The organism is Sulfurimonas denitrificans DSM 1251, from assembly GCF_000012965.1.
GTDB classification, from domain to species: Bacteria; Campylobacterota; Campylobacteria; order Campylobacterales; family Sulfurimonadaceae; genus Sulfurimonas; species Sulfurimonas denitrificans.
The window spans coordinates 2,035,498-2,059,528 of record NC_007575.1; the positions used below are offsets into that span (position 1 = coordinate 2,035,498).

Here is a 24,031-nt window from a genome sequence, read left to right on the forward strand (position 1 = left end):
ATTAGAAAATGGCACTAACTACAGCGCAAAAAGAGACAATAATCATGAAAACTGCTTCGGCACTTTTCAACAAGGCATTTAGTCAAGAAACGTCAGCGAACTTCGTTACATTTTATGACAATAATGAAAACGATTTGGGGAAACTCTCAGATGCATTTATTGGTTCATCAGTATATGAAGCTCAGTATGCAAATGCTACTACAAAAGCAGACTTCGGTACTATTTTGATGGCAAAATACAACATGACTTATGGTGGCTCATCAGATGCTGATATGAAAATGACAGCTTTTGTTGACTACAGCTTTGCGCATGCAGCTGATTCAAACTCTCTTCGCACTATTCAAGCAGTAGATAAGTTTATCGTTGCAACACTTATCCCATCTATGACAGTAGATAATGTTTTTGAAAAGATGCATTCAGCTATTTCAAACAAAGCAGAAGTTGCTATAGCATTTAAAAACGATGCTTCAAGTGTAGGACAAGAGTTAAGTCTTGTTACTATTACAGATGATCACATAACAGTTGATACTGCAAAGGTATCTATAAACCCAACAGCTGCTACAACAGGTATTTTACTTGATGGCTACATCTCTGGCGGTACAGTATTTGCAGATGCAAATGGTGATGGCATCTGGAACGCAGGCGAAGCAAAAGCAACAACAGATGCAAATGGTAACTTTACTCTCATAGGTGCAAAAGGAACTATAGTAGGTTCAGGTGGTACTGATATCTCTACAGGTTTAGCTTTTACGGGTACATTTAGCGCTCCATCAGGTTCTACAACTATCTCACCTCTTACAACACTCATAAATGAAGTTATGAAATCTTCAGGTACAACAGCCTCAGCTGCTGCAGCAACAGTTGCAAATGCATTAGGATTAAGCTCAACTACAAACCTAATGACATTTGACCCAATCACAGCAGCGTCAAGCTCTACTCTTAGTGCAGCAGAAAAAGCAGCGGCAATCAACATCCAATCAGCTGCCGTTCAAGTAAACAACATGATTGCTCAATCAGCTGCTATGTTAAATGGTGCAGGTGCAGGAAGTATAGCTAGTGGTTCAACCGCAGCTTCAAAAGCTTTAGCAGATATGATAGTCTCAAGCGCAGCAACTGCTACAAAAACTCTCGACCTCTCTTCAGCCGCAACTATTGAGTCTTTCTTAAATGCCTCAGCTACAAAAGCAGGAGCTACTGTAGAGCAAGTTGCAAAAGTATCAGCAGTTGCTTCAAGCGTTGCTACTTCAACAGCAAACATAAACACAGCTATGCAAACAGCAGTAACAGGCGCAGCAGTTGGAACAAGTGCAACAGACATATTTGCCTCTCTAGCTAAAACTCAAGTAGCAGCAAATGATATTGCAGCATTAACTACTACAGCAGCATCTTCTGGAAGTACAACTGCATTGGTAGCGGGTTCTAGTACTGCTGCTATAAATAGTGCGGCGGCTGCGGCTGTTATTACTCCAGTTGTTACTCCGCCTGCGAGTGGTGGTGGTAGTTCTACGCCTGCAACTACATTTACAGCAACAGAAGATGATAGCACACATGTAGTAACTTTTGGTGGAACTGCAACAGGTGATATTTCTGTTGCTTGGGCAGGTACTGTTGGTGATTCATTAGCGACTTTTACAAGAGGTGGCAAAACTGCAACAGCAGATATCACCACTACTGATAAGATTACATTAGTTAGCGGACAGACACTAGCAGATACTGCAGCTGATTTGGCAGGACTAACCATCGACGGTACAGGTACGGTAAATGTAACGGCACTTGAAGATACTTTAGATGCAGATTTAAGCGGGATTGCGGCTACTACTGTTACGGCAGCAATGACAGGCTTGGTAGGTGAAGGTTCAGTACCGCAATTCACAGGAAATTTAGGAAATGCGGCACTGACTTTAACTGGTTTTGCAGATTTTTTAAATAGCTCTCCAACGATTGGTGTTGATGCTTCCTTTGTAGTTAATGCAAGCTCTTATATCATGCTTAGTGCGGCAAATGCAAGTGCTAAAACGATTACAGGTAGTGGCTCTCTTTCAGTATTTGCACTTGCAAGTGATACAAATACTGCAGGTTTTGCTTCTTCTTTAACAGTGACTGATATTGTTACTGCTTCTGCAGATGTATCTGCATTTACAAACCTATCAACTATTGATGGATTCAATGTTCATTCAGAACAGACACTAACAATTACAGCCGCTCAAGCAGCGAGCAAATCTATTTTAGGTTCAGGAAATGTAACAGTAAAAGACCTAGCCGTAGATACAGACCTTTCAACTATTACTGCTAGCGGTACTTTATCGGCAACAGTTACAGAAACGCTCGATCTAACAGAGGCTAATCTTAGCGGACTCGATGCTTTAACAATTTCTGATGAAGCAGGCACTGCGATTACAGTTACAATAACCCCTGCGCAATACGCAGCATTAGTCGGAAAAGTCATACTGGGTGCGAATGATACACTGGTTTCTACAGATACAACAATCCCGACTTCGACTATTACTTCGGCTGCATTTGATGAAAACACAGGCACACTGACTATCACGGGTACAAATTTCGATACTATTTTAGAAACTACGGAAGACGCTGCTACGGATGTTAAAGCGAGACTAGACTGGAGCAAACTGAGCTGGGATATCAACGGCGACGACGGCTCTACGGCAAATGTAAGTTTTGAAGTGGGCGATATCAGTTCAGTAAAAGTTACAGATGCTACTACACTCACTATCACGCTGACAAATACAAAAACAGCGGCACTCATAGCTACAGCAGGATATGGAGCTACGGGCAATGCTGATACACTCGATGTATCAACAGGATTTATCAGAGACATGTCACACAACGCGGCAACCACAGATGCCGCAGCAACTGATGCTATCGCGATTACGGCGGATAATACAGCTCCGACTATAGCAAGCGTAACTGTAGCAGACGGTACTTATAAGATTGGTGACACGGTGGCAGTAACTGTAACGGCAGGAAGTAGCGAAACGGGACTCACTCTGGCAGGAACATTCAACGGACAAACATTGAGTGCAATCACGGATAATGAAGATGGAACTTATACGGGTACATATACCGTGGTTTCTGGCGATACAGGCATTGCGGATGAAGGAAGTGTGACAACAAGTATTACATTGACCGACGCAGCGAGCAATATAAGTACAGCAACTACAAGCGTAACGCTATCGGGAGAGAGCATCGATGCTACCGCTCCGACAGCACCAACAGCCGTAACACTAACCACAGTAGGTGGAACATTAGTTGAAAATACCTTGAACGGTACAAATACTAACTTAACGGCATCTGCGACTATTACCGCAGGAGAGGCTACGGGAGGCTCTGCCGTGCTAAAAGTAGATGGCACAACCATTGCGACCGACAGCACGATTGCAGCTGAAGATACGACAGTGAGTTTTGACCTTGAAAAAACTACGGCAGAAGAACTCCAAGCAGCAGTTGCAGCAGGCGGTACGGTTACGGTAGAGGCGATAGACGCGGCAGGAAATGCTACGGCAAGCACAGAGAGTAATCCGACACTTACGGTTGATTATACGGCTCCAGTCGTTAGTAGCGTTGCCATCACAAGTGCGACAGGACATCATGCTACTAATGGTACAATTAATGGCGGCAGTTTGATTACAGTTACTGTAACTTTTGATGAAGCAGTAACAATAACAGGTACTCCTCAACTTGGTTTAGCTGTTGGTGGTGATACGGTTCAAGCATCGTATCTTTCAGGAACGGGTACAACTGAGATAGTGTTTAAAACTACAGATTATTTATTTAATAAAAATGATGCAGATGGTGTTGCTATTGCACAGAATGCTTTGTCATTGAATAGCGGTACAATTAAAGATGCAGCAGGAAATGATGCAACAATAACACATGTTGCTGTTGCCGATAACAGTGCTTATAAACTTGACGGCACTGTACCGACGGCTTCTAATTTTACAGTTACTTCAACGACAGTGGGTGCAACTTTAAATGAAATTGGCGAACTTGTTGTTTTTGATACTTCAGGCAGTAAAATCGACAATATTAGTAGTGTTGTTGGCTTAGCAGCAGGCACTCCAGGCACTGTTACTGTAGCTGCTCAAAGTAACATTACTAATGCAAGTTTTCAACCTATGGATGCCGCTGGTAATGGTTCAGTTGAAAATGTCAGCATGATTTTAGGTACAACAGAAATCGATGCGATTTCAGAAGCATCGTTTGGACAATTCATCTTTGGTTTTGCAGGGGCAGATGCTTTTACACTCAAAGCTGGCAACGATGGTACAGCATTGACTCAAATCGCTGATTATGCAGTGAATACAACAGGAGAAAGCATTGCCTTTGGCAGTACGGCAGCTGTTTGGACTACAGCAGTTGAGACTTGGACAATCGACAACGGTGTGGCTACAAAAACTGGTGCAACCGTTTCAGACTTCTACACAGCATTTGTTACAGCTACAGGAGCTGCTGGTGAGGTAGTTGCATTCGTAGATGGCGGCAATACCTATCTTTTCGGTGAAGGTGCTGGAACTGATGATGCTGATAATACTGCAGTTGTACTTGTAGGTGTTGAAGCTACTGCAGTTGCTATAACTGCAGCTGCAGGTACAGTTTTAATAGCTTAAGAACATGAACTTTAAAGATTTTATAAAAAAGGAAAGGGGGTGTCAGGCACCATTTTGTTCCATTTTGATACTTTTCTTAGTTTTTTCTTAAATGCTTAAACACCTCAAAGCCTCACTTTCTCTTAGGAGTTGGTGGGACTTTTTTGCTTCTACTTTACATAATCATCATTCTCTTGAGGTAAATTTCTTCTTTTTTATTTTATTTCTATTCTTTTTTATATTTTGACATAATCTCTATATGACATTACAAGAACGAAAAGATAAAGCCGATATAATTGCTAAGAAGAGTGACATCATCTATAAAAAAATGGTTGTACTGTTAGCTTCTGCTGGAGCTATTGGTAGTTATGGCTTAAATCAGATAGGATTTGAAAAGTACTTTCTAATGTTTTTATTTGGAATATTAGTAGTAGGTTTAATGTTCAACTATTTTTCCATTAATAAAGCAAAAAGACAGATTGAGGAGTTAGAAAATGAGTAGTGGAATATTATTAGGTGTTACAATTATTATAGCAACGGTTATAGCCTATGCTGCATATAAAAACCACTGGAAGATAGCAGACTACTTCTAAGAGAAAAGGGGTGACAGGCACCATTTTATGTACAAGGGCATAAACAAAAACTTATAGGAGCATGGAATGAATACTTCAATTACAAGAGTTGATTTCGGTGATAAAATTTATATATATTTAAAAAGTAATGATATTTTAACTATTCCTTATAGTTATACTAAAAAAATTCAATATGCAAAAATAAAGAAAAAGGTGTCTGGCACCTTTTTGCTATCAACAACCATAAACCTAAAAAGTGCTATAATTTTTAACAAACTTTAAAGGATATCAAAATGCAATTAACTATTGATATTAGGGATTCCGCTATTGATAAAATCATGTATATCTTAGATAATCTCAAAGCAGATGTAAAAATCATAAAAAAAGTTGATACAAATTCTTTAGATATCGAAACTGTTTCAAAAGATGATTCGGACTATCAAATTATTTTAAACGCTAGAGATGATAGAAAAAATAACCCAAAAAATTATGGTAGTTTAAATGATATAAAATGGGATTAGTTTAGTGTACAAAATAATTCTTCATAAAAAAGTTATTAAATTTATCAACAGTAGAAATCCAAAAGACAAGCAAAAAATTAAAGAAAAATTTGAGCTTTTACAAAATAACCCTTATCCGTCAAACTATAATATAGATGTCAAAAAGATGCGAAATGCCAATGGATTTAGATTAAGAATCAGCGATTATAGATTTTTATATGATGTTGTCGAAGATGAATTGATAATATATATGGAAAACGGTGATAACAGAGGCGATATATATTAAAAATGGAAATAAGGAAATAGGTGCGAACACCATTAGCACCAAAAAGACTACTACTATGTTGAACTTCAAAAGATTCCTTTCCTCTGAATTCTTGCCCACCTCATCCTTTGCCGAAAAAAAAAGCAAAAAAAAAGGGCTAAAGCCGAAGCTCTAACCCTTATTCAAAGTAGTCTGATAGTTAGTCAGACAGGATATCTTTTGTCGTTCAAACAATAAAAAATCATATCATAAAAAACTAACTTTTTAATATCCTTCCAAAAACACAAAAACATAGGAGTCAGTCGCCACCTTTTTGTCTTAGTTTTTCATTAAACTGTTTTTTTAATTCTATTTATAAATATCTTTACGATGCCCAATTTTGATGACGATTATAACTACTTCATCATCCTTTATCTCATAAATTACCCTATAATCAGCAACTAGTAAGCGATAATAATGGGAGAGATTTTCTACAAGCTTTGTTTTAATGACTTCTATAATTTTCTTTTGCCACAACTTATCAATTTGTTTTAAATCTTTAATAACTTTATCATCAATCAAGAGTTTATAACTCAAGCGCTCTCTCCAACTCCTCAAGAGTTATAAGATTTCTATCTTCTGCATTTGAGCGTTTTTGCACTTCATAATACTCTTGCGTATCATCAAGATAATTTCTCAAAGCTTCTTTAACAAAAAACTCTTTGGTCGTTTGAAAAGGGGTGACAGGCACCATTTTATGTACAAGGGCATAAACAAAAACTTATAGGAGCATGGAATGAATACTTCAATTACAAGAGTTGATTTCGGTGATAAAATTTATATATATTTAAAAAGTAATGATATTTTAACTATTCCTTATAGTTATACTAAAAAAATTCAATATGCAAAAAAAGAGCAGCTTTTAAACTACCGTATAATTGGTGGTGGGATTGGAGTGCATTTTGAAGAAATAGATGAAGATATTTCACTTAACGGTATTATCACATATAAAATCAATCACGAACTAAAAGCTTCTTGAACATTGAGCCAAAACAAGGGGGATGTCAGGCACCATTTTGTATTGAACATTTATATAATAATGGGGTCAGACCCTATTATGTAACATAGGGTGTCAAGTACCATTACAGGAAGAAAACTCACTTTTTTCTTAAATTTTGTTTATTGAGGGAAAGACTATATGTTAATTTTTTTAGTTTGCAGTGTCAGCTTTCATCATCATGGAATATATCTCTCTCATTAAAATCAATGTATTTATAAATTGCTAATATGGTTATATTCTCTTTGTTTATTTTATAAATAACTTTATATCCCAACACCACATAGTCCCTTATATGATGCATATTCATAGTTGCATTGATTTTACCGATGTATGGGTAAGTTACTAATATTTCTATTTTATTTTTGATTTTGGATAGATATTGAATAGCGGTTTTTTTATTGTCTAATGAGATAAACTTTTTAATGTTTTGCAACTGCTCATAAGATTCTTTTGAATAAACAATTTTCATTATTTTAGTAATTCACCCCATAACTCATCATGCTCCATTGTTTCACCGTTTTGCTCTTGATTAAGAGCTTTTAAAATCATCATCTGTTCTTTATTATAGGTAAGATTGTCAATTATTTCAATCTCTTCACCTTTTTGTGAAATTTGATTAAGCATACTCATAACAACCTCAATGGTCTTATCTTCTGCTCTTAAATGAAGTGTTTGCATTTTAGGTTTCCCCTTGTTTATGGAGTTTAAATTTTCTTAATTGTACCTAAAATTCATAAACAAGAACTACACTAACTACACCCCTGTGAATGAATCTCCACTTTTTTCTAGTCCCCAAGTGCAACTTGGGAGTGAGGAAATTGCTTCATTTTAAACTACTTCTAAATTACAAATTTTAACTATAATACATCTACTAATCAAAAGGGAATTTATACATGTTAGACGCAACTCAAAGAAAAGATATAAAAAGTGGTCAAAGTGTAGCTATCGTTTTAAAGCAAGATCAGCGCAGCGGAATTTTAACACATGGCATAGTCAGGGATATTTTGACAAAATCACCAAACCACCATCACGGCATAAAAGTTCGTTTGATGAGTGGTGAAGTCGGACGAGTTAAAGAGATAAACTAAGGTTTAATTTCAAACCTGCTATTGGCACACTTTTTTATTTGTAATATCTTCCTACACATTTGATAATATTAATCCTAATGACTGCAGTTCCCTCTATCATCTTTGGGGGCATTTCTTTATCCAGCAGATGTGGGGTGAATTTTTTTACTATTTGAGAAAGTGCTTTTTGTTTTTCATAAAAATCATCCACAATAGAAGCATATCCTTGGATAATAATACTGTTGAATTCAGTATTAACATCACATGGATTTTCAACTCCTTCATATAATAACGAAAGCATCTCATCTACCTCAAAACATACATTTTGATTATATTTTATATTATCTACTTTCTCACCCATTGGCAATCCGTGCATATAGATTTTATTGTCAAAATATACAAAGTGCATAGGCACAATATATGGAAAACCATCCTTCGAAAAAGTCCCCATTCTTCCAACTTCAGCACGATGCAATAACTCTAAAATTTGCTCTTGAGTCAAAAGATGAGTTTTTGTTCTATGTCTCATTTCTACCCCCCCCCTTTTTTTTGTTGACAGTATAATGTAACCCGTAAGCTAAAAACAACCCGAAAATTGCTTTTTTACTTTTTGTAATAACAAACTTAGATTTTTATCACATGTATAAAATATATAAAATGATACCTTTTACTTAAGGTCTAATTGAGATAGATTGTGATTAAATTAAACAAGGTTGTTTATAAACTTAACCTTATAATAAAATATATAAGAAAGATAAGGTTTTTTAATGATATATGATTTTTCTGCACTATTCAAAGATGATACAGAAGCAATTTTGGATGAATTTTTAGATAAATGTACTACATGTATAGAGGTAGATAGTGAGCATAGCGTCTCTATGTCTGTATTTTCAAACCACTATAGAGCTATTTTAAATACCTTTGAGAGCAATTTTGAAGAGGAGTATATTTTGGATCTTTTTGAAAAAGTTGCCAAATATGAGAGCTCTTTTAAAACACCCTATATTGTCATCATGAACGAGCTCTTTTCCCTCAAACATATCTTGTTGGCTAAAATTGCGCAGGGTGGAGAGCATCTCTATATCTCCCAAATGTTAATGTTATTTAAAAATATAAGCAACAGAGTGGCGAAAGTATATTTAGACGAATATATAGATTTAGTTCTCTCACTAAATAACCTAAGAAGGATTTCCATATCTGATTTGGTAGAGAAAAAAACGATTAGATTTTATGAGGACCATCTTGCTTGGCTTACAAAGTTGGCGCAATCCATAAAAGAGAAAAATCTAGATATCTTTCCAGAGCTTGAAGCAACAGATTGTAGTTTTGGAAAATGGCTTCATAATGATGGAAAAAACACAATTCATAACAACTCAAAATATAGTGCCATCAATACCCTGCATAACAACCTTCATCGCTTTGCACAAAAAATTTTTATGCGTATGCATACCCAAGAGCATGACATTCTAATTACATACCTTGAGAAGTGTGAACTCATATCGCTGAGCATCGGCACTGAACTTGCCATGATAGACAACGTCCTTATGAATCAACAAATCACAAAAGATTCACTCACAAGCGCACTAAATAGAAACAGCTTGAAAAATATCTTTGAGAGTCAGTATGAACTCTCATTTGCAACGGGCAACCATTTTATTTTGGCTATGTGTGACTTAGATTTTTTCAAAAATATCAACGACACATACGGACATGTTGCAGGAGATAAAATTCTAATAAATTTTGTAAAAATAGTAAAGAAAAACATCAGAAATTCCGACATTATCATAAGATATGGCGGTGAAGAGTTCATAATAATTCTCCCAGCTGTTGACAAAGAAAAAGGGTGCCAAGTTTTAGAAAAAATTCGTAAAGATTTTCAAGAAAGCAAGTTGCATTTTGAAGGTAAAGAGATTCAAGCAACTCTTAGCGTAGGCACAATGGAAATAAAACCAGAGTATCACTACAAAAAGAGTTTTCTTGATGAGTACATTATGCAAGTTGACCAGAAACTATATCTTGCAAAGCGAAACGGAAGAAACAGAGTAGAATCATGTTAGCTAAAATCTCTGCTTTTATCGTGATAACAAAATTAACCAACCGCTGAAGCGGAGCAAAGCAAAGTGGTGTCAGTCACCACTTTTTTTAAAAATTGACATCTGTTGTTAAGTTCTTTATCTGATCTAGTATTGCTTCTGGTTCGTTGAATTTAATAGCTATTGGAGAGATGTTTTTTCCATGTTGAAGCACTAAAGATGGAAATCCTCTCACGTTAAGTGCTATTTTTAAATTCATTTTTTCACTAAAATTTTTAACTGTTACATCTGAGTAAAGGTCATTTTTAAATTTTTCTATATTTAGTTCTAACTCTTTAGCCACATTAAGGAGCATATCTTCATCACTGGGATTCATAGCTCTTAGATAATAGGCAGTTTGTATAGCCTCAATCATCTCCTCTTCTTTGCCTTGATTTTTTGCAGCTAAAGTTGCTTGACAAGCCAGATAAGTGGAGAGTTTAGGCGTGCATTTTATCCAAAAATCATGATTGAATTTAGTTCCTACAACCTTCTCAATCTGATACCAAATCGCTTGAATTTTATCTCTAAATCCTTGCTCCATAGGCTCATCACTATGAGGTGCCAAACCACCAGCAACATACACAACTTCAACATTTGAAGGCAAACCTTTTTTAACTTTTTTAAAAGTATCTCTAAAAGCGTAGCACCAAGAGCACATAGGGTCATAAACATAGTATAAAGTATGAGTCATAATTAAGCACCTCCTATATTTTACTCGATTATATAGTAGTAGGCTTTATTATAAGTTAATATTTAATTTGATGTTCTGTAGCTTCTTTAGTCCTAAAGTTCCATTTGTGGATACTTGCATTTGATATTACGCACTAAAACTAAGATAGACTCTTTTTTTGTATCGGAACTATATTTGCTTCTTATTTTTACTTAAAAATATAGAGGAGCTATCATGGATGTAGGAACTACTTATCTAAACAATACAAATATGACACAGAGCTTTCAAACAAAAGAAAACAGGGGCTCTAAAGTTGATTCTGAGCAAAAATTTGAAATTCCATATACACGAGAAGAGGAAAAAGAGACTAAAGAGTCGCAAATGGATGGCGCTCTTGCAGATTTTCTAAAAAAACTTCGTGAAAAAGGTGCTGCAAAATTTTTAGCAGATTTAAATAAAGAAAAAATAGAAGCACTTGTTCAAGAGTATAAACAAAAGCTCATAGACAATATGGGTGACTCTCCTGAGGCTTTGCAAGATATAGCAAAACTAGTAGAGGCTTTTAAGGCGAAACTTGTAGAAGAGATGAAAGAGAAGATGGAAGATGAGATAAAAACTGCCAAATACAGACTTAACGGAAATACTCTCTTAGAGACTCATCTAAATTCGCAAAAGAGAGCTACACCGCTAGAAGAGTTGCTAAAGTTATAGTTCAACAAATTAAATCCGATTTAGATACTATGATATAATTGCATGACATGTAATACAAAGGAGACAAAATGCTTTCAATACGACTTGAAAATAGCATGGAAGCGCAGTTAAATGCACTTGCAGAAGCAACAAAACGACCAAAGAGTTTTTTTGTTAAAGAGGCTTTGAGAAACTATCTTGATGATATGCAGGAGTATTATGAAGTGCAAAAACGCTCAAACGCAGAGGATAGAAACCTTATAACACTTGAGGAGCTAGAGAGAGCGCTTGAGTTATAAACTCTTGATTGATGACAAAGTCATTAAAGATTTAAAACAAATTGATAAGTTGTGGCAAAAGAAAATTATAGAAGTCATTAAAACAAAGCTTGTAGAAAATCCACATCTTGGGAAACCTCTCGTAGGTAATCTCTCCCCTTATTATCGTTTACGAGTTTTTGATTACAGGGTTATTTATGAAATAAATGATGATGAAGTAGTTGTAATTGTCATTAAAATTGGGCATCGTAAAGATATTTATAAATAGAATTTTAAGAAAAGATGCATTAAGTTTAGGTTAGCCGAAAAAGAAGCTTCCCGTTTTTCCTGCAAGTTGATAATCGTCATGTTTCTCTAAAGTCATTATTTCTTTTACCGCTCCCGACATGATAAAACTCATAAACCCCGAGAGCAAAAGGGATTGAACCTGATGAAGATATTTTACTGAAATCATTTTTTTCTATACCCTCTGTTACTCACTCCTTGTCCTGCATAGTTTTTCTTAAAACATGCCTGACAGATTCCATAAGGGGAGTTTGGCGGAAGAGGTGCGCTACACATTCTGCACTTGGTGGCGAGTTGGCTCTGTTGGAGAGTATTTTCTATAAACTTATTTAGCACTCCTCTTGAAGCTCTTGCTCTGTTGGCATCGATAAAAAAGTCGCTAAATCTGTAACTCAGCCAGAGATAGAGTGAAATTTCTTTTACCATATCCTCAGCGCGGAGTAACTCATCTGTTGTTTGCGCATACGCACCGCTTAGCACTGGTGCGACATAAGCAACAGGCATATTTTTTTCTAGTGTGTTTAGATAACTCTCAAAAGCGCTTACTATATATGGCGATTTTAAGGTCATAGGCGCACAAGCAAGGTGGTATTTTGTAACTAAATCCAAATTATAGGTATCTACAAGAGTTGAGATTTCTAACATGTCATCCAAATTTGTTGCCACGAATGGACCGTCAAACTCCATATTTTTTACAAAAAACTTTAAAATCTCATGCAGTGATTTCTCTTCTAGAATAGTTCCGACAAGTTTGATGTGGTCTAAGTTTGCCATCACTCTAAAAGGTATGGTTATACTCTTTGCCTCTTTGTTAAAGTTTTTCTTTATGATGTTTAAGACGTCGCCGCTAAGCGCCCCAACATAGCCCTTTTCATGGAGCCCATATCTTCCCGCACGACCAGAAATCTGATGTATTTCACTTGGTATAAGCGTTCTGTCATTTACTCCATCAAACTTCTCTGCTTTTGAAAAAAGTATGGTTTTTATAGGTAGATTCATACCCATTGCAATAGCGTCCGTTGCGACAAGAACCTGTGTCTCGCCTGAGCGAAATCTTCTTGCTTCCTCACGTCTAACCTCTGGGGAGAGGTTGCCATAAACAACGCTTACGCTAAAGTGTTTTGAAAAAACTTGCTTGAGTTTTAAGACATCTTTTCTGCTAAAAGCTATTATCGCTGTATTTGCTTCTACATCTTTCTCATGCGTTGGAGAGTCTAAGAGAATAAGAGGATTTTTTCTCTCAAACTCTATGATTTCAAGCTCTTCCCCTAGATACTCTGCTAGTGCTATAATTGCCTCTTTTGCGTTTATGGAACCTGTCATGATAATCTCTTTTGCTGGTGCGCCAATGATAGCATTTGCCCATGCCCAGCCACGGTCTCTATCATCTAGCATCTGCACCTCATCGATTACACAAACGTCCACATCAACATCAAAATTTACCATCTCAATAGTTGAGCTTATGTGCGTTGCATCTTCATCAACTATCTGCTCTTCTCCAGTTATCAAAGATGCGCTTATACCATCATCTCTCAAATCCTCATAACCCTCTAGTGCTAAGAGTCTAAGCGGAGCAAGGTAGTAGCCAGTATCTGCGCTCTTTAGTTTCTGCATAGCTTGATATGTTTTACCGCTGTTTGTAGGTCCTATGTGAAGAGTCAATTTTCTTCGCATATCTCTTGCAAGTGGAAAAAGATTTTTAAACTCTCTTATAGTTCTCGCTAAGAGCTCATATCTCTGCTTTTTGGCTATCTCTTCTGAAATTGAGTAGATAAATCTCTTTACACTTTTTCTAGCTATCTTTGGCGATAGATTGAGTGAAGCACTTAGAAGCTCTAAGAGTACATCATAAACCTTGTCATAAAGCACTTCATTACTAAGGTGTAAAAGCGTGGCGTAAGATCTGCACTCATCAACCAAAGAGGTTAAGTCATTTAAAAAATGCTCTTCATGCTCTTTTTTAAACTCCTCTATTGTGGCGCTAAAATCTACATTTTCGCCCTTCCAAATATCTTCTAGCAGAGAGTTTAACTCTATATGTACTTCAAGAGTGTATAGTTGTTCCCTATTTGAGTGTGGCAGTTTTACGCTTTGAGGTAGCAAAACAAGCAACTCTTCATCACTTATATCTATCTCTACTTCCCCAAGCGCTCCATTAACAACACTATGAATAACGCTCTCTTTTAGCATAGGATAAGAGAGTTTGCTCTTTGGCGGTACAACTCTTAGCGCATGTAAAATCTCTTTTTGGCTTAGATGTGGATGCGGGTCTTTGAGGTTTTTTATGAAACTATCTATCTCTTGCTGTTTTTTAAGCGTTGAGAGCTCTTTTGCTTTTTCTATCTCGTTTGATAACTCATCTTCATCGCCATCTCTTAGATGCTCATACTCAAATGTTTTTGTGTTGAGAGTTAATATTTTATGAAAATTTTGCCCAAAGAGTGCGTACTTTAAAGAGGCGTTAAACTCTATGGAGTCATCTATATCAAAAACGCCATCAACTCTCTTTTGGAGGCGCTCTTTTTTAAAACTAAAGCGAATATGAGAGAGCTTTGACTCCATCTTCTCGATTGTTATTTTTTTGCTTCTAACATCACTAAAGGCTTCATGGAGGGCTTTGGCCTCTTGCTCAATAACATTTAACTCAGATATAAGAGACTCTATCTTCTCATTTCTCTCTAAACTCGGCTCGACTCTGCTTGTTGCTTTATAGACTGTGCCATTGTGCGCAAAGAAGTTAAAAATATCTACTCTAATATCACTATCTGCTTCACTCCAGAGCACTCTTGCCATCTTTAGAAGCATATCTTGACTTTTTTCTATATCATAAATTCCAAGATAGTTAAAAAGTTCGCTTAGTGTTTGCGTACTTACTCTTGCAACACCAACATCAAAAGGGTCATCATCAAAATATTTCTTGATTTTTTGGTTTATTTTAGAGTTTTTCTTATTTTTCTTTGCCATTAAAGCGGCTCCATGTCAGGATAATATCTCTATGAGTCACTATTGAAAATATCTCTTGTATAAACTTTCTCTTTTATATCCATGATGTTTTCGTTTAATCTGTTTGCCACCACAACATCACTTATTGCCTTAAACTCATCTAAATCTTTGATAACTCTTGAGTTGAAAAACTCACTCTCTTCAAGCACTGGTTCATATATAACAACCTCTATACCTTTGGCCTTTATACGCTTCATAATCCCTTGAATAGCACTGCTTCTAAAATTATCGCTTCCGCTCTTCATCACAAGTCTATATACACCCACTATCTTAGGTTTTTTCGCCAAAATGCTATCTGCTATAAAATCTTTTCTTGTGCTGTTTGATTTTACAATTGCCTCTATCATATTTGAGGGTACGTTTGAGTAGTTTGCCAAGAGCTGTTTTGTATCTTTTGGAAGACAATACCCGCCATATCCAAAAGAGGGATTGTTGTAGTGCGTACCGATTCTAGGGTCTAGTCCAACGCCCTCTATAATCTGTTTGGTATCAAGACCATGTGATTGTGCATAAGAGTCAAGCTCATTAAAATAGGCTACTCTCATGGCGAGATAGGTGTTTGCAAATAGTTTTATCGCCTCAGCTTCTGTTGAGTCCGTAAAGAGAATAGGTATATCTTTTTTGATTGCACCTTGCGCTAAGAGTTCTGCAAAAATTTTAGCTCTCTGGCTCTGTTCGCCAACTATGATGCGGCTAGGATAAAGATTATCATGGAGGGCTAATCCTTCTCTTAAAAACTCAGGAGAAAAGATGATATTTTGGGTTTTAAATTTCTCCTTTAGGCTATTTACATATCCAACTGGAACGGTTGATTTTATGACCATAACAGCATCTGGATTTATACTCAAAACATCAGCAATTACATACTCAATAGATTTTGTGTTAAAGTAATTTGTCTGCGTATCATAATCGGTAGGCGTTGCGATGATGACATAAGTAGCGCCAATGTATGCTTCTTGTTTATCTAGTGTCGCTCTAAAATTTAAATCATCACGCACTAGATACTCTTCTATCTCTTTATCTTCAATGGGAGAGATTTTTTTATTTAGCATTTCAACTTTTTGAGGGATGATATCAAGAGCAACGACTTCATTGTGTTGAGATAAAAGAATCCCATTACTTAAGCCCACATATCCTGTTCCTGCTATCGCTATTTTCATCTTTTGTGCCCTTTTATAATATTTCTTATTCTATAAAATTTCTACTTTAAAGCGACTTACAAAGGCGTATCTTAGCCTTTTAGCGCTAAAATATTTTTATAAAAATTTATTATAAAAAGGTTTTAAAATGGTGGCTTATTTTAAAGATGCGCAGAGTGATATTTTGGCATACAGAGAAAAACTTCAAAAAAACAATATGGTTATAGATAAAACAAATCTTCTTTTTTTAAATCTTATTTTGGATATTTTGGACTATTTAGGTACAGAAGATGGTGATAAACTTGATGAACTTTGTGAGTACAATGTTTTGACAATGAGAGGAGAGTTTGATGAAGTTATCAAAAATGATGCAATAAATGAGAAAGCCCAAGCCGTTTTACTTACATTTTTTCTACGCATTGCCAAAGAGATGGAGATAAAATATAAAGTCATAGAAAACGAACATCTAAAAAAACTCTACTCTCTTGTAACATCAAAAGATTTTAAATACCCAACCTATATAAAAAGTCAAAAATATTTTGCTCTTGAGAATATGCCTGATAATATCAAAAGAATGCTCTACATGAAGTAGATAGGATTATATTATCCTATCACTTCCGCCATCTATTGCAACTTGAGCACCTGTTGTTTTTGCAAAAGGTTTTCCTGCCATTGCGCAGACAAGTTCTGCTACATCGTTTGAGCAAATTTCAGTCTTTAAAACATTGTTTGTTTTATACTCTTCAACACTCATTTTGTAAGCTTTTGCACGATTTGCCAAAACCTCATCACTCCAGATAGCTGTATCAAAAACTGCATGTGGATGGAGTGTATTTACTCTTACTCCAAACTCTCCAAGCTCTAACGCAGCAATACGTGCGAGTTGAGTCTGTCCTGCTTTTGCAACTGAGTAAGCAGCCGCACCTTTACCAGGAGCTGGAAAATTCTTAGAAGCCACCATAACTATACAAGGCTCAACTCCTAACTTTAAAAATGGTGCGCTATATTTTAGAAGCTTTTGGTGTGAGGTAAGATTTATATCCATACTTCTTTGCCAATTTTCATCACTTAACTCATCAAGATTTTGGCTCGGTGTGAAAATTCCAGCGTTACTTACAACTATGTCTATTCCGCCAAAACTTTTAACAGTTTTTGAGATTGCGCTTTGGATGTCATCACTGCATGTAAGGTCACATCTAATACCTATCGCATCGGCTCTGTTAAAGATTCTCTCAACATCTGGATTTATATCAAGAGCAACAACTGCCGCACCTCTCGCATTTAACATCTTAGCAATTGCTAGACCTATACCACTTGCCCCTCCAGTTACAAGAGCTATTTTTCCACTAAACTCAGATGCTTTTGCTCCGCTTTTTAGTTTTGCTTGTTCAAGAGACCAGTACCCTACTTCAAAGATTTTAGCAGGGCTTAGTGCTCTATATCCGCCAAGTTTCTCAGCCCTTAGTATTGCTTCATAAGTGTGCTCATTTATATCTTTGATAATATTTGCATCTTTTGCATTTTCCCCAAAACTAAGTGCTCCTCTGCCTCTTAAAATCGCATAATTTGGCGCAGGATTTAACATCGTCTCATCTGTTTTATTTGCTTCAAAATAGTCTCTATACGCTTTTACATAGTTTGCCAAATCACTCTTAAAATCATCTCCCAAAATAGATGGAATTCTCTTTGTTCGTATAACATGGTCTGGCGTTAGAGGTCCTTGAGTGGCAATTTTATCGATATTTTGTTTTGAGAAGTGAAGTGCTAAATCACTATCGTTAAAGATTGAGATAGTTGCTTTTCCCTTTAAACTAGAGACTTCCTTGCGAATTTTTGCAAGAGTAAGAGTCTCAATGTTAGCACTGCTTTTTTCTACATGTAGCTGTGCTCCATTGTCTTTTAGATACTTCTCTGCCATATCCACAAGCTCTATGGTTTTCTCATACGACTCTTTTGCCTCATTACTAAATGTAAATAGCCCATGATTCATAAGAACCATTCCCTCTAATTTGCTCCAGTCAACTTCTTTTGTCATCTCATAAACCAGTTTTGCAAGAACAAATCCAGGCATAATGTATGGGATAACCAAAACACTATCTCCATAAATCTCCCTGATTTTATCTTCACCACCCTCTGTATTTGTAATGGTTACAACTGCATCAGTGTGAGTGTGGTCAACAAACTTAAAAGGGATAATCGCATGCAGTATCGCTTCAACTGATGGGTTTGGTGCGGATGGATTTGTCATGGAGAGTCGTTGGTACTTTACCATATCTGTATCGCTTAACTCTTTTAACTCTGCCATTTTAAGAAGCATCTCCATTTTTACAGGAGCAAAACCCTCAGCTTCAATGGTTGCCAAATCCCATCCGCTTCCTTTTACATACAAAATCTCCTCTACCTCACCAAAAAGGTTTGTTGCAGTTGATTTTACAGAAGTATTTCCGCCACCATGCAGAACCAAAGAGCTATCTCGCCCAAGCAGTCTTGAGGTATAAACCCTCAAATCCAAGTCTGTTTTATAATTTTGCGCTTCTTTGTTATCCCATAAACTTTTCAATATCTTATCCTCTAAACTTTTCTTTTATTTCATCAAAATTTGCTCTGCAAACACCTTTGTTTGTTATAAGAGCGCTTATTAGCCTTGCTGGAGTTACATCAAAACCATAGTTTTTGGTAGGGGAGTCCTCTGGTGTAATTCGCACTCTGCGCAAAACTCCATCTTCATCCACTCCTCTTATAAACTTAACCTCATCGCCACTTCTCTCTTCAATTGGTATCTCTTTTACGCCATCTTTTATCTCAAAATCAAAAGTAGAAGCGGGGATTGCCACATAAAAAGGAACTCCGTTATCATGAGCTGCGAGTGCTTTTAGATAAGTTCCTATCTTGTTCGCCACATCTCCATTTGCACTTACTCTATCAGCCCCAACGATTACCATATCCACCTCGCCTCTTTGCATCAAAAGTCCGCCCATATTATCAGCTATGATAGTATGCTCTATCCCCTCTTTGGATAGTTCCCATGCAGTAAGTGAAGCGCCTTGATTCCTAGGGCGTGTCTCATCAACCCAAACATGAACATCAATTCCTCTTCTTTTTGCTTCATAGATTGGGGCTAGTGCTGTTCCCTCATCTATTACTGCCAACCAACCTGCATTACAGTGGGTTAAGATGTTTATGCGAGTTTTATTTTTTTGCTTTAGTATCTCTTCTATAATCTCACAGCCAAACTCAGCTATTTTTTGGCTCTCAAGCGCTTCAGCATCATTTAGTTCTATCGCAAAAGATCTTGCATCTTCAATTAAGTTTGCAGAGGCGCTTAAAAGCTCCATCATCTTATCCACAGCCCACATAAGGTTTATAGCAGTTGGACGAGACTCTCTAATAAGCAAGGCTTTTTCTTTAAGTAGCTCATAGTCTCCCTCAACCTCCATCGCTGCTATATAGATTCCAAAAGCCGCAACACTTCCTATAACTCCAGCCCCGCGAACTGTCATATTTTTTATAGCAGTTACAACTTCCTCAGTTGTAGTTAGATGCCTTGTATCATAGATAAAAGGAAGCAATCTTTGGTCAATTACCTCTAAACACTCATCAAAAAGATCATCATTTAGCCACAGCGCTTTGTAGTTACCTTGCATCTCTTAATATCTCCAATATCTCATCACAATTTTGTATAGTTTTATAATTCATCAAAAACTCCCTTGCTATCTTCAGCACCAAAGCCTCAGCCTCAGCTCTTAAGAGTTTATCGCTTATCCCTCTTATCTCTTCTACCCCAGCAACGCCATACACTCTTCGTGCTGCTTCACATCCAGCAAAACCGACACTATCACGAAATACATCTCTTATAAATTTCTTTTTATACGCTTCAAGTGCAGCCTTATCCATATATCCATCTACTAAGAGTGCAGAATTTTTGGACTCACTCCAAAAATCTAAAAACTTAGCTTGAAACTTTGCCAAAAACTCTTTTATGCTTAAAAGAATCCACTCTCTATACTCATCATCTCTGCTTACAACTGAGTGATAAACATAACTGCTAACAAAGTTTGCCAACAGTACACCTAAATCGAAACCAAAAGGTCCAACAAAAGCAAATTCAGGGTCAATGACACACGCTTCTTTCTCATTAATCATAATTGAACCAGTATGTAAATCTCCATGTAGAAGTGCATCATTTTGAGTCATAAACTTATATTTTAACTCTAAAATCCTCTCTTTAAGCTCCATATCCAAAAAAAGTCTTTTTGCATTTTCGTCATCTTCCATGTTGATATTAGTCTCATGCTCCATAAAAGCAAAGCTAAAAACCAAATCTTCACTTAGTTTGCATAACTCAACATTAGAGTTAAATCTATCAATAAGCGCTCTCTTCTCAGAGCTGCTTAAGTGCAAAGATGAAGTATAAAAAAGTGTTGCAGCCATAAAAGTAGATATCTGCTCACTAAATTTTTTATACTCTACTTTATCCAAAAGACCTTTTCTCATAATTACATGTGAGTCCAAATACTCCATGACTACCAAACTCATACTTTCACTTGAGTGATACACTTTTGGAATAAAACTAGGAAATATGGAATAAAATTTTTGCAACGCCCGTATCTCATAGTTCATTCTCTCTCTACTAAGAGCAAACTCTTCACCAACGCAACGCAGATATGGAACAGCCTGTTTTAAAATAAGAGCTTTTTGTGTATCTTTGAGCGAACTTATTTTATATACAAAATTTAAGTTCCCATCACCTATTTCATCGGCTTGCAGCTCATCTTCACCAAAGTAACTCATAACACTATTTACATCTAAGATATACTCTAAAACAGTTAACTTATCTAATTTTTTATAGTTCATAATCCCTCTTGTAATCAAAAATTTTCATATAAAATATTTTACATTTTAGAAAAATTGTAGCATAATTAGAGACGACATTTATCAGTTAAGGGGCTATTTATGGGATGGACATGTCAACATGATTATAATGGTTACTGTAAACTTATCAAAAAACCATGCGTTCCTGGCATGAAGGGTTGCATTCTAAAGAGTAGCGAGTACATCTTTAGCACAGGCTCTTATGAAGAGGACAAAAAAGCACAAGAGGCAAAAGAGCCTAAAGAGGAGATAGACTTCTGTGCATTAGCTAGGAGTAACTAATCCCAAAACTCAAGTGGGTTAGGATATGAAAAATCATATCCCAACTCGTCTATAATTTTTTTAGCCAAGACTCTGCGTTTTGAAAATCCTTCAAAAGCTCCTATTTCTTTGTTGTGTTTCTTACTATTTTTTTGATGAATTTCTAAGCGTGTAGGGTGATTTGGTGCAACAAGATTGTAAATCCCGCTATTTACTTCTACATGTAATATTTTATTTATGATTGCTATGACATCATCTCTGTGGATATAGTTTACAAATCCATCACTAAAAGCAGTAGCGCTCTTCCATACTCCGGCAACTCTATCGCTTCCCATCAAACCACCGAGTCTCAAAATAAGAACTCTCTTCCTTTGAGCCAAGAGCAAATCCTCTGCCTCTTTCATCAATGAGCCTTTTGTGATAAGAGCGCTCTCATCCACATCTTCATCAAACTCTCTATAAACCGAGATTGAACTCATTAAGATAATATCAGAAGCTGAATTTGTTAATGTTGCTATTTTTTGAACTGTATCTAAATAGTTCTCTTTTGTGTGAATAGCGATAATTACAATATCGCTTTGCCAAAAAGAGGAGTTATCAAGAGTGTTTTCTCGTGAAAAACACTCTACACTAAAACTCTTTTGTAGCTCTATAGAGAGAGGTTTTCCAAGCCAGCCACAGCCAAGGATACCTACACTTTTACTTTTGCTCATTTTTAGATTTATTTACGTTGTAGCTCTTTTTAATTACAACCATCTCATATATAGAAACTTCAGGCATCGATTCTTCAATTAGCTTATCAGTATCACTAAAAGCACCTTTCATCTTCTCTATCTCCTTATATCCAGCAGGCTTTACTTCGCTTGTCGCCAAACCAAAACTTCCTGCCCAAAAAATAAGCAGCATTAGCCAAATCGTTTTTTTAGACCCTGTATAAACACCAACAAAATGAAATGCCACACTTAAAAGCACAGCTATAATTAAAATAATACTCAAACTCATTTTACTAAACTCTCTCCTCTTGGTTTAATGTCAACTCCAGTTCCCTCAAACATTTTGCTACTTAATTTTTCTACACCCAACGTTCCAAGAAGCATCAACAAAGATATAGCCAGAAGAAAAAATAGCGCTAATGCGTATCTTTTAAAGGTCGCTTTCATTTGCTTTTGTTCTCATCAACATAAACATCTTCACTACCTATCCAATCTACACATCTTGAGCTATGAAAATCTCTCTCATACTCATCATGTTTAAATAGGTGATCTTCAAGTCTCCAGCCTAAGCTTTGAGATAGGAGTACTGATTTTGAGATTGTTCTGTGCATTTTGTTCTCACAAATAACAGTCTCTCCATTGTTAAAAATCTCTTCAACTCCATTTATTCTCTTAATTGTAATTGTATAGTGAAGCCCAATTAATATAGAAATAGCAATCAAAACACCTAGCATACCCTTCTTAAAAGCACCCTTTGGCATAAAATCTCTTGTCGTTACAACTACAGTAATAACCAAGAAAAAAACTCCTATAACTAAATAAACCGCTTCTAACTCTAAAAAAAGTCCCATATCTATTCCTTAATATTATTAATTGCTATATTTACTTTCCCAAGCTTCAAACTCAGGAGTAAAATACTCTATTCTTACTTTTTTAAACTCTCTTGAGCTGTAGAGTGGCATGTGAGATTTTGAGTCAATCTCAGAAGCCATCTCTTCTATAATCGAGTTTGTCTCTTGCTCACTTTTGCCATGAACCATAGTGAAAAGGTTATATGGCCAATTTGAATATTTTGGGCGAAGATAGCAGTGAGACACTGCGCTAAATGCTGCAGCTCTCTCTCCAATTGCTTCACCTTTTTCTTCATCTACATCCCAGACAACCATAGCATTTGCACTAAATCCTGCTTTTCTATGGTTTAGGATTGAAGCAAATCTTCTCATAACTCCAGCTTCTTGAAGCTCGTCTAAAATTTTGAAAAAAGTATCATAATCAATATTTAACTCTTCTATTATCGCCTTAAATGGCTCTTGTATCATCTCTATATCATATTGAGCCGCTCTAATTATTGCATGATGAAGCGGAGTAAGTTCAATTTCTGTATGTTTTACCTTTTTAACTTCCTCTTTCTTCTCATCTTTTCCTGTCGTATTTAGTTTAACATTTATCTTAAATAGTTTAAGCGTTGGAAGCATAATATAATCCTCAGCTCCTGTTGCTTCAGCCAATACTTCAACTGTTCTTTCTAACCCAAGCTTAGAATTTGGAGCAACTGCCAGCGTAAACCAGATATTGAAATCGTGATTTCTCTCATAGTTGTGTGAAATTCCAGGATGAGAATTGATGATTTTTACAGCATCACTTATTTTATCTGCTGGAATTTTAAATGCCACCAAAGAAGATACATAGCCAAGTCTTTTAGTATCAAAGATAGCTGATGTTTGACGTATGATATTAGCTTTTTTTTGCTCTTGTAATATAGCAAGGACTTCATCTTCACTCATGCCTAATTCATCTGCTATAACCTTAAATGGTCTATCAACCAAAGGAAATTTCTTTTGAATACGCGATAATATTTCATCTTTCATATATAGTACTATCCATTTCTTTAATAAATTTATTCGATTGTAATCTAATTTCAATTAATCTTAGTTGATTTCTATCAACAAGAGATTTTAAAAAACTATGATATTATATCGCTCAACTAAAGAGACAAAA

At 36.1% G+C, this 24,031-nt stretch carries 28 protein-coding genes; 13 read left to right on the plus strand and 15 right to left on the minus strand.

The window, feature by feature from the left end; genetic code table 11:
• Positions 1-8 precede the first annotated feature (8 nt).
• The 5 genes from SUDEN_RS11140 (at position 9) to SUDEN_RS10150 (ending at position 5,962) form a co-directional block, all read left to right on the plus strand.
• A complete protein-coding gene (locus SUDEN_RS11140) occupies positions 9-4,625 on the plus strand; it encodes a beta strand repeat-containing protein (protein WP_011373566.1) in 4,617 nt (1,538 codons plus the stop codon).
• Positions 4,626-4,863: 238 nt separating this feature from the next.
• Entirely contained in the window at positions 4,864-5,106 is a 243-nt protein-coding gene (locus SUDEN_RS10135) for a hypothetical protein (protein WP_011373567.1), read from the plus strand.
• A gap of 157 nt (positions 5,107-5,263) precedes the next feature.
• On the plus strand, positions 5,264-5,458 hold the full coding sequence (locus tag SUDEN_RS10140) for a hypothetical protein (RefSeq protein ID WP_041672336.1): 195 nt from the start codon (positions 5,264-5,266) through the stop codon (positions 5,456-5,458).
• 11 nt (positions 5,459-5,469) lie between these two features.
• Entirely contained in the window at positions 5,470-5,697 is a 228-nt protein-coding gene (locus tag SUDEN_RS10145; RefSeq protein ID WP_011373568.1) for a hypothetical protein, read from the plus strand.
• A gap of 4 nt (positions 5,698-5,701) precedes the next feature.
• Positions 5,702-5,962 carry a type II toxin-antitoxin system RelE family toxin gene (locus SUDEN_RS10150; protein ID WP_011373569.1) on the plus strand — a complete coding sequence of 87 codons (261 nt, stop codon included), beginning with the start codon at positions 5,702-5,704 and terminating at the stop codon, positions 5,960-5,962.
• 327 nt (positions 5,963-6,289) lie between these two features.
• Here the strand turns inward: SUDEN_RS10150 and SUDEN_RS10155 are convergent, their stop codons facing one another.
• On the minus strand, positions 6,290-6,517 hold the full coding sequence (locus tag SUDEN_RS10155; RefSeq protein ID WP_041672338.1) for a type II toxin-antitoxin system RelE family toxin: 228 nt from the start codon (positions 6,515-6,517) through the stop codon (positions 6,290-6,292).
• A gap of 199 nt (positions 6,518-6,716) precedes the next feature.
• On the opposite strand from SUDEN_RS10155, the gene SUDEN_RS10160 reads away from it, so the two are divergent.
• Positions 6,717-6,959 carry a DUF2442 domain-containing protein gene (locus tag SUDEN_RS10160; protein WP_011373572.1) on the plus strand — a complete coding sequence of 81 codons (243 nt, stop codon included), beginning with the start codon at positions 6,717-6,719 and terminating at the stop codon, positions 6,957-6,959.
• A 184-nt stretch (positions 6,960-7,143) separates the two neighbouring features.
• Here the strand turns inward: SUDEN_RS10160 and SUDEN_RS10165 are convergent, their stop codons facing one another.
• Together SUDEN_RS10165 and SUDEN_RS10170 are read right to left on the minus strand one after the other, a co-directional pair.
• The gene (locus tag SUDEN_RS10165; protein WP_041672340.1) at positions 7,144-7,449 is read right to left on the minus strand and encodes a type II toxin-antitoxin system RelE/ParE family toxin; all 306 of its coding nucleotides are present in this window, start codon (positions 7,447-7,449) and stop codon (positions 7,144-7,146) included.
• On the minus strand, positions 7,449-7,658 hold the full coding sequence (locus SUDEN_RS10170) for a hypothetical protein (RefSeq protein ID WP_011373573.1): 210 nt from the start codon (positions 7,656-7,658) through the stop codon (positions 7,449-7,451). The genes SUDEN_RS10165 and SUDEN_RS10170 overlap by 1 nt, the downstream gene beginning before the upstream one ends.
• A gap of 215 nt (positions 7,659-7,873) precedes the next feature.
• On the opposite strand from SUDEN_RS10170, the gene SUDEN_RS10175 reads away from it, so the two are divergent.
• Complete coding sequence (locus SUDEN_RS10175; protein WP_011373574.1) at positions 7,874-8,068, plus strand: YwbE family protein; 195 nt, start codon at positions 7,874-7,876, stop codon at positions 8,066-8,068.
• 34 nt (positions 8,069-8,102) lie between these two features.
• Here the strand turns inward: SUDEN_RS10175 and SUDEN_RS10180 are convergent, their stop codons facing one another.
• Positions 8,103-8,576, minus strand: coding sequence for a pyridoxamine 5'-phosphate oxidase family protein (locus SUDEN_RS10180; RefSeq protein ID WP_011373575.1), 474 nt, complete (start codon positions 8,574-8,576; stop codon positions 8,103-8,105).
• A gap of 238 nt (positions 8,577-8,814) precedes the next feature.
• On the opposite strand from SUDEN_RS10180, the gene SUDEN_RS10185 reads away from it, so the two are divergent.
• Positions 8,815-10,104 (plus strand): sensor domain-containing diguanylate cyclase, encoded by a 1,290-nt coding sequence (locus SUDEN_RS10185; protein WP_011373576.1) that lies wholly within the window; start codon positions 8,815-8,817, stop codon positions 10,102-10,104.
• Between the two features lie 85 nt (positions 10,105-10,189).
• Here SUDEN_RS10185 and SUDEN_RS10190 read toward each other — a convergent pair whose 3' ends face one another.
• Entirely contained in the window at positions 10,190-10,813 is a 624-nt protein-coding gene (locus tag SUDEN_RS10190; protein ID WP_011373577.1) for a DsbA family protein, read from the minus strand.
• 213 nt (positions 10,814-11,026) lie between these two features.
• Between SUDEN_RS10190 and SUDEN_RS10195 the strand changes: the two genes are divergently transcribed.
• From SUDEN_RS10195 to SUDEN_RS10205, 3 genes are all read left to right on the plus strand, one after another.
• Positions 11,027-11,503, plus strand: a complete 477-nt coding sequence (locus SUDEN_RS10195; RefSeq protein WP_011373578.1) for a hypothetical protein — start codon at positions 11,027-11,029, stop codon at positions 11,501-11,503.
• A 68-nt stretch (positions 11,504-11,571) separates the two neighbouring features.
• Positions 11,572-11,781 (plus strand): type II toxin-antitoxin system RelB family antitoxin, encoded by a 210-nt coding sequence (gene relB / locus SUDEN_RS10200; RefSeq protein ID WP_011373579.1) that lies wholly within the window; start codon positions 11,572-11,574, stop codon positions 11,779-11,781.
• Positions 11,771-12,028, plus strand: a complete 258-nt coding sequence (locus SUDEN_RS10205; RefSeq protein ID WP_011373580.1) for a type II toxin-antitoxin system RelE family toxin — start codon at positions 11,771-11,773, stop codon at positions 12,026-12,028. Before relB ends, SUDEN_RS10205 begins: the two co-directional genes overlap by 11 nt.
• A 182-nt stretch (positions 12,029-12,210) precedes the next feature.
• On the opposite strand, the gene SUDEN_RS10210 is transcribed toward SUDEN_RS10205, so the two are convergent.
• Positions 12,211-15,009, minus strand: coding sequence for a helicase-related protein (locus SUDEN_RS10210; protein ID WP_011373581.1), 2,799 nt, complete (start codon positions 15,007-15,009; stop codon positions 12,211-12,213).
• Between the two features lie 29 nt (positions 15,010-15,038).
• A complete protein-coding gene (locus tag SUDEN_RS10215) occupies positions 15,039-16,208 on the minus strand; it encodes a nucleotide sugar dehydrogenase (protein ID WP_011373582.1) in 1,170 nt (389 codons plus the stop codon).
• A gap of 127 nt (positions 16,209-16,335) precedes the next feature.
• On the opposite strand from SUDEN_RS10215, the gene SUDEN_RS10220 reads away from it, so the two are divergent.
• Complete coding sequence (locus tag SUDEN_RS10220) at positions 16,336-16,779, plus strand: hypothetical protein (RefSeq protein ID WP_011373583.1); 444 nt, start codon at positions 16,336-16,338, stop codon at positions 16,777-16,779.
• Between the two features lie 6 nt (positions 16,780-16,785).
• On the opposite strand, the gene SUDEN_RS10225 is transcribed toward SUDEN_RS10220, so the two are convergent.
• From SUDEN_RS10225 to mtnK, 3 genes are read right to left on the minus strand one after another with little or no spacing between them, the layout of a single operon-like run.
• Positions 16,786-18,747 (minus strand): bifunctional aldolase/short-chain dehydrogenase, encoded by a 1,962-nt coding sequence (locus SUDEN_RS10225; RefSeq protein WP_011373584.1) that lies wholly within the window; start codon positions 18,745-18,747, stop codon positions 16,786-16,788.
• Between the two features lie 4 nt (positions 18,748-18,751).
• Positions 18,752-19,831, minus strand: a complete 1,080-nt coding sequence (gene mtnA / locus SUDEN_RS10230) for an S-methyl-5-thioribose-1-phosphate isomerase (RefSeq protein ID WP_011373585.1) — start codon at positions 19,829-19,831, stop codon at positions 18,752-18,754.
• Entirely contained in the window at positions 19,821-21,041 is a 1,221-nt protein-coding gene (mtnK, locus tag SUDEN_RS10235) for an S-methyl-5-thioribose kinase (protein WP_011373586.1), read from the minus strand. Before mtnK ends, mtnA begins: the two co-directional genes overlap by 11 nt.
• A gap of 99 nt (positions 21,042-21,140) precedes the next feature.
• Here mtnK and SUDEN_RS10240 point away from each other — a divergent pair, with 99 nt between their 5' ends.
• Positions 21,141-21,341 (plus strand): hypothetical protein, encoded by a 201-nt coding sequence (locus SUDEN_RS10240; protein ID WP_041672342.1) that lies wholly within the window; start codon positions 21,141-21,143, stop codon positions 21,339-21,341.
• On the opposite strand, the gene SUDEN_RS10245 is transcribed toward SUDEN_RS10240, so the two are convergent.
• The 5 genes from SUDEN_RS10245 to SUDEN_RS10260 are packed head-to-tail and all read right to left on the minus strand — an operon-like array spanning position 21,338 to position 23,901.
• Positions 21,338-22,033: a hypothetical protein gene (locus tag SUDEN_RS10245; protein WP_011373587.1), complete on the minus strand. Its 696-nt coding sequence runs from the start codon at positions 22,031-22,033 to the stop codon at positions 21,338-21,340. The genes SUDEN_RS10240 and SUDEN_RS10245 overlap by 4 nt on opposite strands.
• Entirely contained in the window at positions 22,020-22,322 is a 303-nt protein-coding gene (locus tag SUDEN_RS10250) for a hypothetical protein (RefSeq protein ID WP_011373588.1), read from the minus strand. The genes SUDEN_RS10245 and SUDEN_RS10250 overlap by 14 nt, the downstream gene beginning before the upstream one ends.
• Positions 22,319-22,480 (minus strand): hypothetical protein, encoded by a 162-nt coding sequence (locus SUDEN_RS11375; RefSeq protein ID WP_169302054.1) that lies wholly within the window; start codon positions 22,478-22,480, stop codon positions 22,319-22,321. The genes SUDEN_RS10250 and SUDEN_RS11375 overlap by 4 nt, the downstream gene beginning before the upstream one ends.
• A complete protein-coding gene (locus SUDEN_RS10255; RefSeq protein WP_011373589.1) occupies positions 22,477-22,884 on the minus strand; it encodes a hypothetical protein in 408 nt (135 codons plus the stop codon). The genes SUDEN_RS11375 and SUDEN_RS10255 overlap by 4 nt, the downstream gene beginning before the upstream one ends.
• Before the next feature lie 18 nt (positions 22,885-22,902).
• Positions 22,903-23,901 carry a siroheme decarboxylase subunit alpha gene (locus tag SUDEN_RS10260; protein ID WP_011373590.1) on the minus strand — a complete coding sequence of 333 codons (999 nt, stop codon included), beginning with the start codon at positions 23,899-23,901 and terminating at the stop codon, positions 22,903-22,905.
• Between the last annotated feature and the right edge of the window lie 130 nt (positions 23,902-24,031).

Coding starts and splice junctions, on each gene's coding strand:
- mtnK (WP_011373586.1), bottom strand. CDS start 21,041: ATGAACTATAAAAAATTAGATAAGTTAACTGTTTTAGAGTATATCTTA.
- SUDEN_RS10190 (WP_011373577.1), bottom strand. CDS start 10,813: ATGACTCATACTTTATACTATGTTTATGACCCTATGTGCTCTTGGTGC.
- SUDEN_RS10240 (WP_041672342.1), top strand. CDS start 21,141: ATGGGATGGACATGTCAACATGATTATAATGGTTACTGTAAACTTATC.
- SUDEN_RS11375 (WP_169302054.1), bottom strand. CDS start 22,480: ATGAAAGCGACCTTTAAAAGATACGCATTAGCGCTATTTTTTCTTCTG.
- SUDEN_RS10260 (WP_011373590.1), bottom strand. CDS start 23,901: ATGAAAGATGAAATATTATCGCGTATTCAAAAGAAATTTCCTTTGGTT.
- relB (WP_011373579.1), top strand. CDS start 11,572: ATGCTTTCAATACGACTTGAAAATAGCATGGAAGCGCAGTTAAATGCA.
- SUDEN_RS10250 (WP_011373588.1), bottom strand. CDS start 22,322: ATGAGTTTGAGTATTATTTTAATTATAGCTGTGCTTTTAAGTGTGGCA.
- SUDEN_RS10245 (WP_011373587.1), bottom strand. CDS start 22,033: ATGAGCAAAAGTAAAAGTGTAGGTATCCTTGGCTGTGGCTGGCTTGGA.
- SUDEN_RS10255 (WP_011373589.1), bottom strand. CDS start 22,884: ATGGGACTTTTTTTAGAGTTAGAAGCGGTTTATTTAGTTATAGGAGTT.
- SUDEN_RS10175 (WP_011373574.1), top strand. CDS start 7,874: ATGTTAGACGCAACTCAAAGAAAAGATATAAAAAGTGGTCAAAGTGTA.
- SUDEN_RS10160 (WP_011373572.1), top strand. CDS start 6,717: ATGAATACTTCAATTACAAGAGTTGATTTCGGTGATAAAATTTATATA.
- SUDEN_RS10165 (WP_041672340.1), bottom strand. CDS start 7,449: ATGAAAATTGTTTATTCAAAAGAATCTTATGAGCAGTTGCAAAACATT.
- SUDEN_RS10170 (WP_011373573.1), bottom strand. CDS start 7,658: ATGCAAACACTTCATTTAAGAGCAGAAGATAAGACCATTGAGGTTGTT.
- SUDEN_RS10185 (WP_011373576.1), top strand. CDS start 8,815: ATGATATATGATTTTTCTGCACTATTCAAAGATGATACAGAAGCAATT.
- SUDEN_RS10220 (WP_011373583.1), top strand. CDS start 16,336: ATGGTGGCTTATTTTAAAGATGCGCAGAGTGATATTTTGGCATACAGA.
- mtnA (WP_011373585.1), bottom strand. CDS start 19,831: ATGCAAGGTAACTACAAAGCGCTGTGGCTAAATGATGATCTTTTTGAT.
- SUDEN_RS10145 (WP_011373568.1), top strand. CDS start 5,470: ATGCAATTAACTATTGATATTAGGGATTCCGCTATTGATAAAATCATG.
- SUDEN_RS10140 (WP_041672336.1), top strand. CDS start 5,264: ATGAATACTTCAATTACAAGAGTTGATTTCGGTGATAAAATTTATATA.
- SUDEN_RS10180 (WP_011373575.1), bottom strand. CDS start 8,576: ATGAGACATAGAACAAAAACTCATCTTTTGACTCAAGAGCAAATTTTA.
- SUDEN_RS10210 (WP_011373581.1), bottom strand. CDS start 15,009: ATGGCAAAGAAAAATAAGAAAAACTCTAAAATAAACCAAAAAATCAAG.
- SUDEN_RS10135 (WP_011373567.1), top strand. CDS start 4,864: ATGACATTACAAGAACGAAAAGATAAAGCCGATATAATTGCTAAGAAG.
- SUDEN_RS10215 (WP_011373582.1), bottom strand. CDS start 16,208: ATGAAAATAGCGATAGCAGGAACAGGATATGTGGGCTTAAGTAATGGG.
- SUDEN_RS10195 (WP_011373578.1), top strand. CDS start 11,027: ATGGATGTAGGAACTACTTATCTAAACAATACAAATATGACACAGAGC.
- SUDEN_RS11140 (WP_011373566.1), top strand. CDS start 9: ATGGCACTAACTACAGCGCAAAAAGAGACAATAATCATGAAAACTGCT.